This is a genomic window from Pusillimonas sp., assembly GCF_029263785.1.
GTDB lineage: Bacteria > Pseudomonadota > Gammaproteobacteria > Burkholderiales > Burkholderiaceae_B > Pusillimonas.
Window position 1 is genome coordinate 132,912 of record NZ_JAJUFE010000001.1, and the last position, 11,547, is coordinate 144,458.

At 55.7% G+C, this 11,547-nt stretch carries 11 protein-coding genes and 1 tRNA gene; 4 read left to right on the top strand and 8 right to left on the bottom strand.

Translation table 11 applies throughout. The annotated features are described in order from the left end of the window. Positions 1 to 327 precede the first annotated feature (327 nt). Together Q1J88_RS00555 and Q1J88_RS00560 are read right to left on the bottom strand one after the other, a co-directional pair. Positions 328 to 564, bottom strand: a complete 237-nt coding sequence (locus Q1J88_RS00555; protein WP_301115441.1) for a DUF333 domain-containing protein — start codon at positions 562 to 564, stop codon at positions 328 to 330. Between the two features lie 241 nt (positions 565 to 805). Continuing rightward, positions 806 to 882 (bottom strand) — tRNA-Arg (locus Q1J88_RS00560). A gap of 82 nt (positions 883 to 964) precedes the next feature. On the opposite strand from Q1J88_RS00560, the gene Q1J88_RS00565 reads away from it, so the two are divergent. After that, positions 965 to 1,906, top strand: coding sequence for a phosphoribosyltransferase (locus tag Q1J88_RS00565; protein ID WP_301115442.1), 942 nt, complete (start codon positions 965 to 967; stop codon positions 1,904 to 1,906). 89 nt (positions 1,907 to 1,995) lie between these two features. Beyond that, positions 1,996 to 3,171 (top strand): alpha-hydroxy acid oxidase, encoded by a 1,176-nt coding sequence (locus Q1J88_RS00570; protein ID WP_301115443.1) that lies wholly within the window; start codon positions 1,996 to 1,998, stop codon positions 3,169 to 3,171. Positions 3,172 to 3,178: 7 nt separating this feature from the next. On the opposite strand, the gene Q1J88_RS00575 is transcribed toward Q1J88_RS00570, so the two are convergent. From Q1J88_RS00575 to Q1J88_RS00590, 4 genes are all read right to left on the bottom strand, one after another. Continuing rightward, on the bottom strand, positions 3,179 to 4,483 hold the full coding sequence (locus Q1J88_RS00575; protein ID WP_301115444.1) for a TRAP transporter large permease: 1,305 nt from the start codon (positions 4,481 to 4,483) through the stop codon (positions 3,179 to 3,181). Beyond that, a complete protein-coding gene (locus tag Q1J88_RS00580) occupies positions 4,480 to 5,019 on the bottom strand; it encodes a TRAP transporter small permease (RefSeq protein WP_301115445.1) in 540 nt (179 codons plus the stop codon). Before Q1J88_RS00580 ends, Q1J88_RS00575 begins: the two co-directional genes overlap by 4 nt. A 1-nt stretch (position 5,020) precedes the next feature. Further along, positions 5,021 to 6,043 (bottom strand): TRAP transporter substrate-binding protein, encoded by a 1,023-nt coding sequence (locus tag Q1J88_RS00585; protein WP_301115446.1) that lies wholly within the window; start codon positions 6,041 to 6,043, stop codon positions 5,021 to 5,023. 162 nt (positions 6,044 to 6,205) lie between these two features. After that, positions 6,206 to 6,970: an SDR family oxidoreductase gene (locus Q1J88_RS00590; protein ID WP_301115447.1), complete on the bottom strand. Its 765-nt coding sequence runs from the start codon at positions 6,968 to 6,970 to the stop codon at positions 6,206 to 6,208. Positions 6,971 to 7,237: 267 nt separating this feature from the next. On the opposite strand from Q1J88_RS00590, the gene Q1J88_RS00595 reads away from it, so the two are divergent. Then, positions 7,238 to 8,905, top strand: a complete 1,668-nt coding sequence (locus Q1J88_RS00595; protein ID WP_301115448.1) for an AMP-binding protein — start codon at positions 7,238 to 7,240, stop codon at positions 8,903 to 8,905. 23 nt (positions 8,906 to 8,928) lie between these two features. Beyond that, positions 8,929 to 9,771 (top strand): amidohydrolase family protein, encoded by an 843-nt coding sequence (locus Q1J88_RS00600; RefSeq protein WP_301115449.1) that lies wholly within the window; start codon positions 8,929 to 8,931, stop codon positions 9,769 to 9,771. A 2-nt stretch (positions 9,772 to 9,773) separates the two neighbouring features. Here Q1J88_RS00600 and Q1J88_RS00605 read toward each other — a convergent pair whose 3' ends face one another. Next, positions 9,774 to 10,415, bottom strand: coding sequence for a TetR/AcrR family transcriptional regulator (locus Q1J88_RS00605; protein ID WP_301115450.1), 642 nt, complete (start codon positions 10,413 to 10,415; stop codon positions 9,774 to 9,776). Between the two features lie 314 nt (positions 10,416 to 10,729). Next, the coding region (locus Q1J88_RS00610) for a M20/M25/M40 family metallo-hydrolase (RefSeq protein ID WP_301115451.1) at positions 10,730 to 11,547 on the bottom strand (818 nt) is incomplete at its 5' end.

Here is an 11,547-nt window from a genome sequence, read left to right on the forward strand (position 1 = left end):
TCTACGGCGAAGCGTCCCGTGTATACCTGAACTCACGCCAAACGCATAGGAGGGAGGTATGACGGACGACAAAGTGTTGATATGTGCTGCCTGTGCAGAGGTAGCTGCCACACCCGGAAAAGCCGGCCCCCATAAGTACATGCTCGTCGAAGGTCAGTGGGCAGGACAATACGACGGAGTGTGCGATACCACCTACCGCTGCCTGGAATGTAATTCGCGATGGGCGAGGCAGCGCGACAAACTGGGATGTACCCAGACGTTCCGGTTGCTCTCGGAGAGCAGATAAGAAAAGGTAAAGACAGAGGTCAATAGCGCGACGCCATCACGCTAGTTATTCGGATGGTTGCGCCGGTAAAACTCCCACTCGTCCACTTTCGTGCCATCGGGAAGCACACACATGGAAATGTTTCCTTCCGGTCGCTCGTGAATATCCAGCGTTCCCCCGCGCTCGATGCAGTACACCGAAGCCGGGTTAGGGATCCCCAAAGTAAGTACCGGATCCGGACCGGATACGGTACAGCCTGCCATAAGCGCAGCAACCGCCACAACTCCAAGCTTTTTCATAGCTCCTCCTGTTTTGCAGGAGGTGAATTGTAATGCTTGTGTAATTACCGCCAGGCCGCTTCGCATCATTCCCTGCGATCAGCTTATGGCGCGACTTGCACCCGCGTGAATGAACGTCCCCTGTTTACGGGGTAGAGCCCGACTTGCACCCGCAGGAGTGCGCCCAGGCAGGACGCACAAAAAACCGCCTAGAGATTACGCCTCTAGGCGGTTTTAACCTGTTGATTAGACAGGGTAATTCTGGCGCGGCTGGCAGGATTCGAACCCACGACCCCTTGGTTCGTAGCCAAGTACTCTATCCAACTGAGCTACAGCCGCCAAAGAAGCGAAACTATAACACAAAAAATTAATCGTGTCGCAACAGGTGGGCTCCAACTCCCCTTTTGACTACAATTCTTGCATGAAAAGTGCCTATTCCTGCGATTATTACTGGGTCGAGTCCCTGGTAAACAGCTACATTCACGAGTGGCGTCAGGCAAAGTTCGATGCGGTAATCGCCATTGCGCGCGGGGGCCTGACACCGGGAGTCATGGCGTCCACTGCCCTGTCACTTCCCATGCACGCCTTAAGCTACAGCCGCTCAACCCGACAGGTCTCGTGGTTTACACGAGACACGCCCCGTCTGGGCACCCGGGTATTGCTGGTGGAAGATATCGCCGGCCGCGGCACCACGTTAGTCGACAGTGTCAATTTTCTGCGCGATCAGGGTTTCGACACCTCGATCTTCACCCTCGCCTGGGATGAAGAATCCCGTATCAGGCCGGATTACGGCTTTCAGATCCCTGCGGGCAGTCGGGCCTGGTTTCCCTGGGAACGCGAGTCGATTACAGACGCATCCGGTGACACCAATAATATGCCCGACCAACCTGAATACGAGTACGCATCTTGGGCCATAGATCTGGACGGCATCCTGCTGCCCGATGTCCCTGAAGAGCATTATCTGCGCGACCTGCAAGATGCACTGTTGACGCGGGACGCACTGGAACCCAATGCCAGCCTGCCCAATCGCAATCTGCACGATCTGCCTATTGTGACCGGCCGCCCCGAGCAGGATCGGGCACGCACGCAAGCCTGGTTGGACCGGCATGGCTTCGGGGGAGAGTTGATCATGCGGAATGAAGCCAAATATTCGGCTGCGCAAACCCCACTGCACAAGGCAGACGCCATTGTGCAGCGTCGATTCACCCACTTTATTGAAAGTGATGCGATACAGGCGCTCGAAATCGCGAATCGGGTAAAGGTAGCCCGGATAATCTGGTGGAACGGGTCGCGCGCCATGGCCGTCTATGCGCATGAGGCTCACGAACTTATAGCCAAAGAGGCAGCGGGCGCTAATCTATAATCGCCACCATGCGGCCCGCCGCGTCATACCCTTGCGCGGCAGCAGAATCATTAATCCAATCGCCGCACATATCCACTTGGGAGAAGCCCGTGCCACGCCTTGCCACCGCTACCTGCATTGAAGACCTGCGCCGGATGGCGCAACGACGAGTGCCGCGCATGTTTTACGATTACGTTGCCTCGGGCTCGTGGACGGAAAGCACTTATCGGGCCAATGTCGATGACTTTCAACGTCTGAAGTTCAGGCAGCGCGTAGCCGTAGATATCGGCACACGCAACTTGCGCAGCACCATGATCGGCACCGGGGTCAGCATGCCAGTTGCCTTGGCACCTACTGGGCTGACAGGAATGGTGTGCGGTGACGGAGAAATCCTGGCTGCACGAGCAGCCGAACGCGTCGGCGTCCCGTTTACGCTCTCTACGATGAGCATTTGCTCTATAGAAGACGTTGCAGAGCATACAAGCCGTCCGTTCTGGTTTCAGCTTTATGTGATGCGCGACCGGACCTTCATGCGCAGACTCATCGCACGCGCAAAAGCCGCCGGCTGCTCGGCACTTGTGCTGACGCTCGACCTGCAGGTCATGGGGCAACGTCACAAGGACATCAAGAATGGTCTGACTGCGCCGCCCCGCCCGACGCTCAGGAACCTGCTTGATCTGGCCACCAAACCTCATTGGTGCTGGTCGCTGTCCCGGACACGACGTCGCGGGTTTGGCAATATTCTGGGGCATGTGGAAGGCGTCAGCGACATGTCGTCGTTGGCCTCCTGGACCAACGATCAATTCGACCCGACCTTATGCTGGGACGACATAGCGTGGATCAAGGAAGCCTGGGGTGGAAAACTGGTGGTAAAAGGCATCATGGATGCCGAAGACGCCCGGCACGCTGTGCGCTGTGGTGCCGACGCCCTGATCGTTTCCAATCATGGGGGCCGGCAACTGGATGGTGCGCCCTCGTCCATTGCCGCGCTGCCGCACATCGTGGCCGAAGTGGGCAACGACATAGAAGTATGGTTTGATGGGGGCATTCGCTCGGGGCAGGACGTGTTGCGTGCCATTGCCCTGGGGGCAAAAGGCACGTTCATCGGGCGAGCATTTCTTTATGGTTTGGGCGCAGGCGGCCAGGCAGGTGTCGAACGCGCGCTTGCAATCATTGCCAAGGAGCTGGATATCAGCATGGCGTTTTGTGGCAGGACGGATATCGGCGGCGTGGATCGCTCCATACTGCTCAACCCTCAGATTTTCGACGACCTGACAAAAATATAAACAGCCGCTACCGATACAGAAGCGAGGGGAACCACAATGCAATGTCTGGCCACCACACCATCAGCAACAACAGCGCCAACGGAGCAATCAAGAAAGGGAACACCCCACGGTACAGCACAGACAAGGGGATTTCCGGTGCCTGGGCCCGAATCACGAAAATATTCATGCCTACGGGTGGCGTGACCAGACCCAACTCGACAACCAGTACCAAAAGTACCCCAAACCAGACGGGATCGAACCCGGCGCCGACGACCAGTGGAAAAAATACCGGCACGGTTATCAGCACCATTCCGATGCCATCCAGAAAACATCCCATGATGATGTAGAAAACGATCAGGATGAGCATGATGACGGCGGGCGATGCATTGAGGCTTCGCGTCCATTCGACCAGCGTCTGTGGCAGCTCGGTCAGTACTACAAAATACGAAAAGATGAACGCGCACAGCACAACCAGAAACAACATGCTGGATATCAGAACGGTTTCCACAACGGCTTCGTGCACGCGCTTCCAGGTGAGCCGGCCTCGTACAAGACCCAACAGAAATGCACCGAACGATCCGACGGCCGCCGATTCGGTAGGGCTGAACCAGCCCAGGTAAATACCGCCAATCGAAACGCCGAATAAAAGAGCGATTTCCCACATGCTGACCAAGGCGCGCAATCGTTCACCCCAGCCCGCGCCGGGCATCGGCGTTTCGTGGTTATCCTTGCGATGCACCAGCCAAGCCAACACCAGGCCGTAGAACAATGCAAGCAGTACAGCAGGAACCAGCGCCGCCGCAAAAAGCCGTTGCACGGATTGCTCGGCAATAATTGCGTATATGACAAGGATGATTGAGGGCGGAATCAATATGCCCAGCGACGCGCCAGCTGCAATCACGCCGGAGCTGAGCTTGTCACGGTATCCCGCCTCTCGCATTTCGGGCAACGCAATTCTGGCCATGGTCGCGGCTACCGCCAATGACGAACCGCAAACTGCCCCGAACGCCGCACTGGCACCGAGGGTGGCGTATGCCGGCCCGCCCCGACGCCCCGAGAACAAGGAACGAACCGCACGAAAAAGTTGACTGGAGATTCCCGCGCTGCTGGCCAGCGCACCCATCAGTACAAACAGTGGAACGACGGAAAGCGCATAGGCCGAGCCCATTTCGAACGGGGTGGAACCCAGAACGATAAACGCACGATCAAACCCGCTGATGGCGGCGTAGCCAAACGCCCCGACCAGCCCCATGGCGACTGCAACCGGAACCCTGATGAAAATCAGAAACAACAGAGCCGCCATTCCCGCCAGACCAATGGCCTGAACACTCATTGAATAACTCCGTGAGTTCTCCCGGCTGAAGCCCGACGACGACTTCGTATCAGGTCTGACAGCTTGAACAATGCAGCAATCAGTGCAGCGAACACGCCAACCAGGCAGGGAATCCACAACCAGTACAACATGATGGGCAGATCAGGCTTACGATCCTGATAGACGTAGGCCTCCCAAGCCGGCGTAGGCATGTGCCAAAGCAACATGCCCAGGAACACCGCCGAAAGAAGCAGCCCGACGATCTTGAGCAAGACGACCAGATTACTGCTGATGAAATGGTCGATGATGTCGACAGTAATGTGTGTGTCGTCCAGAAAGGCTTCGCCAATTCCGAGAAACACCACAAACACCATCAGAGTTTCAACAAGATCGTAGGTACCCAATACGGGAATGCCAAACAGATTGCGCAGCAAAACATCTGCCATGGTGATGCACACCATCATTGCCAGAGCCAACCCGGCAATCAGGGTCAGGCCACGCAAGACAAGGCGCATCCAATGATGGATGCGCTGGCCTGATTCAGCCTTGGCCGCCATATCATTGCTCCTTGGAGCGTGCGGCAACGGCCTCTCGCAAGCGTTTCAGTGCCTCTTTACCGGGCAAACCCTTCTCTTCGAGCGCTGCCACCTTCTTGCTGATCAGTTCTTCGGTGATCTTGTCATAGGCGGCAGCGTCTGCCTGGCTAAGCTCGATCAGCTTGACGTTATGCTCTTTCATGTACTCGAGCCCGATTTCGTCGGCCTTGTCGGAAGCGGTACCCACACGCTTCGCGCCATCCAGGCCAGTGGTGTCGTCAATGAGCTTTTGAAGGTCGGCCGGCAGCTTGTTATAGCTGTCGGGATTCATAACCATGGCAAAGGTCACGACACCGCCATTGATGGTGGTGGCCGACTTCAATTCGGGACCCAACTGAAAACTTTGGGCTCCTTCATAAGACATCAGGGTGCCGTCGATGGTGCCTTTACTCAGTGCGTCTGCCACTTCAGCCGGCGCCACGCCAACAGGGGTCGCGCCCAGCGCGGAAATCAGCGAAGCGTATACTGAACCGGGGTGCCGGATACGCAGGCCATTCATCTGATCCAGACTGGTGACCTCTTTTTTGGCCATCAGTAAGGGAACGGGTGGCGTCGCCATAAAGTACAGAATCTTGACGCCCTGGTATTCCGGCTCGAGCAGGTCTTTGATATCCATAAGCGCCTGCGAACCGACACGACCATTAGGAATCAGCGAAGGATGCTGCGCCAGTTCGGTCATGGGGAAGCGGCCGGGAGTCGCGCCTTGCAGCACATAGGCCATGTCTGCCACACCGGTTCGCGCCAGGTCGAATTGGCGGTTTACCGGCCCCATCTGCGAAGAGGGAAAGAGTTTCAGGATCAGTCGGCCGTTGGATTTTTCGTTAAGTTCTTCGGCCCACCGCGTGATCTCGCGATTGATCATGTGCTTCGGCGGCAAGTAAGTAGAGACCTTAAGCTCGTAGGTTTCCTGCGCCTGTGCCGGGGAGAACCCCGCAGCGATGGTTACAGCGGCCAGAGCGGCCAAAAAAGTACGCCTAGTATTCATAGTTGTCTCCGTGGTTATGGTGCAGACCCTTCGAGCTTGTGCCCTGTCTTGGGTCTGTCACTTATATTGACTACTTATCCGTACTGCGTTGGGCCGCATTTCTTTTGCATCAGCGACGTCGGTCGCCTGATGAAGCACGGCTAGCGGCGAAAATCTGAAACATCAGGTCGAGCTTGAAAAACCTCCGTCGATAACAATGACCTCACCCGTTACAAACCGGTTCGACTTCACCAGGCTGAGCATGGTTTCGGCGACATCGTCTGCCGTAACGCAACGCTTGAGCGGCGTCAACTTAGCACGACGTTCCATCAAACGGTCGTAATTATCCTTGAGCATGCGTTTCATCCAGTCGCCCTCCATCCAGCCAGGGGCCACCGCATTCACCCGTATTTCGGGTCCAAGATTGTAGGCGAGCACTTTGGTAAGACTTACCACGGCAGCTTTGCTGGTTGCGTATGCCAGGGGTTGAGGGCCCGGGCGCAGCCCCACAATGCTTGCCGTATTGACCACGCAGCCGTTGCCTGCCGCCTTTAGCATGGGCACTGCTGCCCGGGTAACCTGAAACATGCCGCGGACATTCACAGCAAATACCCGATCCCAGTTCTCGGCTGTTACTGCTTCAAAATCCTTTGGATCAATCGCCGAAGTGGTTCCCGCGTTATTGATAAGGACGTCAAGACGTCCGAATCGATTCTGGATTTCTGCCACCATATTGCGAACAGCGGGGTCTTCGCTTACGTCGCACTGCAGCACGATCGTTTTTGCTCCCAATGCTTCGGCCTCGGCAGCCGTTTCGGCGGCGGCAGCCTGACTGCTGCTGTAGTTGATGGCCACGTCGTAGCCTTCGCGCGCCAACGCCAATACCGCACTGCGACCGATACCTGTACCTCCACCCGTTACCAGGGCCACAGGTTTCTGCTGATCCATGCCGTCTCCTTGCCAGATTATTTTTTTATGAACATGTTCTACTTTAGATCACGATCATATTTCTGGCAAGAACAAAAAATCCCGTTCGGCCGGGTCGGAAAGCCTTCACTCCCTGGCTGATCTATTTCGTTGACACTCCACTGATCAGACCATAAACTGAACATGTTCATCAAAATCAAAAGAAAAATGGCGGCACGATAGATTGCGACGGCAAACCATGGCTGGTCGATTTTGCAGCCGCTGATAAAACACTTCCAGGAGGAAACAATGCTAGAAGGAGTCGTCCCTTTTCCACCCGACTTTGCACGCCGATACCGAGAAAAAGGATATTGGCAAGATAAATCGCTGGCGCAGGAGTTTCGGGTGGTGCTGCAAAAATACGCGGATCGGATTGCTGTCATCGATGGAGCCCGGCAATACACCTATTGCCAACTCGATGAAGAATCCAACCGCCTGGCATTGAACCTTCTTGACCTGGGGCTGCAACCACTGGATCGCGTCGTAGTACAGCTTCCCAATGTGGCGGAGTTTGTCATTCTTTACCTCGCACTCCAGAAGATCGGCTGCATTCCCATCGCTGCGCTTTCGAGTCACCGCTTTCTGGAGGTCAGCCAGTTTGTCTCGCTTTCCGGCGCGGTGGCGTGCGTCAGTCCCGAAAAGCAAGGTGAATTTGATTTTCAGGAAATGATCGCTCGCGTGCAGCAACAAAGTCCGTGCCTTAAGCACGGCATTATTCTGGGAACTGCCCGACAGGGATTTCAATCCCTGCGCGAACTGATAAGCAAGACGCCCACACGCGGCCCCAAAACGCTGGAACAGATCCAGATCGATCCTACCGACCCCGCTGTGTTCCAGCTTTCCGGCGGTACTACCGGGGTTCCAAAGCTGATTCCCCGCACCCACAACGATTATGCGTACAACTCCAAGATTGCGGCAAAAACTTGCCGTATCGAGGGGCATCACGTCCTTCTGGTCGTTCTGCCAATTGCTCACAATCTTCCACTGGCCTGCCCAGGTATCCAGGGCTTCATGTTCCAGGGAGCCAAGGTAGTGCTGTCGGCAAGTACACGTCCTCAGGACATCTGCGCTGCCATACAAGAGCACGGTGTGACACACATCAAGGTTGTGCCGGCCCTGCTCATCCGGCTGCTGAATGACCCATCCATCAGCAAATACGATCTCTCATCGCTTCAAGTGATTCAGAGCGGAGGGCAACGACTGCAGCCCGAAGTACGTTTGCTGGCTCGCAAGCTCATCCCGAATGCCTTCATCCAGGAGAACTTCGGCATGGGTGAAGGCATGCTGTTCTTCGTTCGCCACGACGACCCCGAGGATGTGCGCCTGGAAACCGTTGGCAGCCCCGTGTGCGAAGACGACGAAGTACGTATCGTGGACGAGGACGGCATTGACGTTCCTTTCGGTGAAACCGGCGAAATGTGGTGCAGGGGGCCCTATACGCTGCGAGGCTACTTTGGCGTCCCCGAGTACAACAAAACCGCCTTTACTCCCGATGGCTTCTACAAATCGGGCGATCTGATGCGGCAGCACCCTTCAGGGCGGTATATGGTCGAGGGTCGCCGCAAGGACCTTATCAATCGCGGTGGTGAAAAAATCAGCGCCGAAGAAATCGAGAACCTGATCCTGTCGCATCCATCCGTCAAGAACGTTGCGTGTGTGCCCATTCCTGATCCCGATATGGGCGAGCGGATGTGCGCGTGCGTTGTATTGCACGAAGGCGCCAGCCTCGATTTCGATTCACTCAAGTCCTACCTGATCGAAAAAGAAATCGCCAAATACAAGCTGCCCGAGCGCCTGGAAATAATGGATGACTTTCCGCTTTCAACCTTTGGAAAGGTCTCAAAAAAGAAACTGCGCGAAATGATCACCGAAAAAATTAACGTAGAACAACGCGGTCAAGCCTCTGCCGCGCAATAAACCCCGATTGAACGGAAGGCCTTATGAGAATCATCGATTTGCACTGCTACCCCAATACACAAGAGTGGATTTCCTGCCAGCAGCCCTATGTCGACGCGTTGGCCCAGTACTGGAATCGTCCCTGGACACCAAAAACTGAAGAAGAGGTGGTAAAGGATTTTACCGACGCAGGGGTCGAAGCCGTCCTTGTTGCTCTTGACCTTGAAACCACAGTGGGAACGCCGCCCTGCTCTAACGAGTATGTGCACGGCATGTGGAAGCGAAACGAAGGACGAATCATCCAGGCGTGGGCTGCGGTCGAGCCCGCAAAAGGAGAAATAGCCATACGTCAGGCGCGACAGGCCATACAGGAGTTCGGCATGATTGGGTTCCATTTTCATCCCATCATGCAGCATTTCTCGGTGGACGACCGCCGTTATTACCCCCTGTTTGAAGAAATTGCTCACCTCGGGGCCGCTGTCATGATTGACGTCGGCACCACGGGCATGGGGGCGGGAATGCCAGGAGGCATGGGCGCAGTCATTCGTCACGCCCACCCGGCTGCCATCGATCAGTTGGCGGCCGATTTTCCAACCCTCAAGATCATCATGGCTCACCCGGGCTGGCCATGGGTCGATGAAACCACGGCCGTCGCACTTCACAAGGGGAATGTCTACTGGGAGATGTCGGGCTGGGCACCGAAATACTTCTGGCCGCAGCTTAAAGTAGATATGCGCAGCCGTTTACAGGACAAGATCATGTTTGGCAGCGACTACCCCAGCATGCCCTACGAACGGCTGTTGCGAGAATGGGCGGAACTCGGATACAGCGACACCATCATGGAAAAGATTTTCCACGGCAACGCCGAGCGGATACTCGGCCTGTAAGTTTACTTGGCGGGATTCAGCCCATTTATATAAATACGGAAGTGCTTGCGCAAAGTCGCAAGCCCTTCCTTGAGATCGGGATCATCTTCGGAAATCCATAAGCGCACAGCACCGGCGTATACATAAAACAGCCCCAATGCAATAGTGGCCGGATTCTCGCGAGAGTGGATCCGGCCCTTCTTTTGCGCCTCGACAACAAGTTGTCGCACGGTGTCGATAACACGCAGCCGGTTGTCATTGAACTCGCCTGACAGTTTGCCGTGTCGATAAAAAGTCAGCTCTCGCAGCAATATGCGAGACAAAGTGGGGTTGCCCGCAAAGTCTTCGTACAGAAATGAAAAGAAAGAAACCAGTTGTTCGAGCAGCGATTTTCGAGGGCTGATGGCCTGCTGTGCCCGATGCTGGATATCGTTGAGGTGATCGACGTAGATGAGGAAAATGAGATCCCGCTTATCGTCGGCATAATTGAACAATGTGCCCAAACCCACTCGAGCACGCTTGGCAATATCACGCGTTGTGGCCGCGTCGTACCCCAGCTCGGTAAAAAGCTCTCGTGCCGCAGCTTTGATGCGCGACAACTTTTCCAGTTTATTTTGTTCCCGCAAACCCAGGACGGGCGCATCGGCTTCGCCGCTATTGTTCATATATAGGATTGACTTGTTTTGGTCGTGGTTAAAAACCGGCAACTACGAAAAGCTCCGCCTCGAATATGAGCATGCCCAAAAATGTCGGCGATGCGCTACAGGCAGCAGATACTTTATCCTGTAACCCCAAAATGAACAAGTTCAAAAAATAGTTGGAGCACTTATCCGGCATGATGGCTCGTTGCGAGCCGGAGCGCCTGAGCGCGTTGCTGACACCCACCAGGCCAAGCAGAACATGGCGCCCCGGCATACGCCCTGACCAGTTCGGTTAGTCAGCCGAAGAAAAGGCGGAGCGAACCACCCTTTCTGACTCATCAAGCCTGGTGCAGATGGTGTGCCAAACGAAGAAGCATGGCGTCGCATGCCTCCAATTGCTCGATCGCGACGAACTCGTCGGGTTTGTGGCCCTGATCCATACTGCCTGGCCCACAAATTACCGCCGGAATGCCCGCCTGATCAAACAGGCCCCCTTCGCTGCCAAAAGCTACCGTGCTGAACTCGGAGAAACCTGTAATGGCCGCTAGCAATTGCGCTGCCTCGCTATCCGGTGGCGTGGCCAGACCAGGGTACTCAGCAAGCCTTTCAAATGTAATAGCGGTCTGCGCGCTGACCGCCTGCATCCGTGGAAGTAATTCATTCTTTGCATAGCTTTCCAGCCTGGCGTGAACCGCCTGCGGATCGAACCCCGGCAATGCGCGCACCTCAAAATCGAATTCGCACTCTGCGGGAACAATGTTGAGTGCTCGCCCCCCCTTGATCAAGCCGGTTTGTATCGTCGAATACGGGGGATCGAATCGATCGTCGTGAAGCGCGGGATGAGCCAGGTCGCGGGCGATATCGCCGAGATGGCAGATCAGCTTTGCGGCATACTCGATAGCATTGACGCCCTGCGGAGCGTAAGCGGAATGGCAGGCTGCGCCATGGACTTTGCAGCGCATGGCCAGCTTGCCTTTATGCCCCAGCACCGGTTGCAAGGAGGTGGGCTCGCCTATAAGGCACAAGGCAGGTTTATTGCTGCGCTTTTCCAGCTCGGCCAACATGGAACGAACACCCAGGCAGCCTACCTCTTCGTCATAAGAAAACGCCAGATGCACCGGCCGGGCAAGCGGCTTCGATAAAAAGACAGGAAGCA

Excerpts from the sequence above, each read along its gene's own strand:
- Q1J88_RS00590 (WP_301115447.1), bottom strand. The coding sequence starts at position 6,970 with ATGGATCAGCAGAAACCTGTGGCCCTGGTAACGGGTGGAGGTACAGGT.
- Q1J88_RS00605 (WP_301115450.1), bottom strand. The coding sequence starts at position 10,415 with ATGAACAATAGCGGCGAAGCCGATGCGCCCGTCCTGGGTTTGCGGGAA.
- Q1J88_RS00565 (WP_301115442.1), top strand. The coding sequence starts at position 965 with ATGAAAAGTGCCTATTCCTGCGATTATTACTGGGTCGAGTCCCTGGTA.
- Q1J88_RS00595 (WP_301115448.1), top strand. The coding sequence starts at position 7,238 with ATGCTAGAAGGAGTCGTCCCTTTTCCACCCGACTTTGCACGCCGATAC.
- Q1J88_RS00555 (WP_301115441.1), bottom strand. The coding sequence starts at position 564 with ATGAAAAAGCTTGGAGTTGTGGCGGTTGCTGCGCTTATGGCAGGCTGT.
- Q1J88_RS00600 (WP_301115449.1), top strand. The coding sequence starts at position 8,929 with ATGAGAATCATCGATTTGCACTGCTACCCCAATACACAAGAGTGGATT.
- Q1J88_RS00580 (WP_301115445.1), bottom strand. The coding sequence starts at position 5,019 with ATGGCGGCCAAGGCTGAATCAGGCCAGCGCATCCATCATTGGATGCGC.
- Q1J88_RS00575 (WP_301115444.1), bottom strand. The coding sequence starts at position 4,483 with ATGAGTGTTCAGGCCATTGGTCTGGCGGGAATGGCGGCTCTGTTGTTT.
- Q1J88_RS00585 (WP_301115446.1), bottom strand. The coding sequence starts at position 6,043 with ATGAATACTAGGCGTACTTTTTTGGCCGCTCTGGCCGCTGTAACCATC.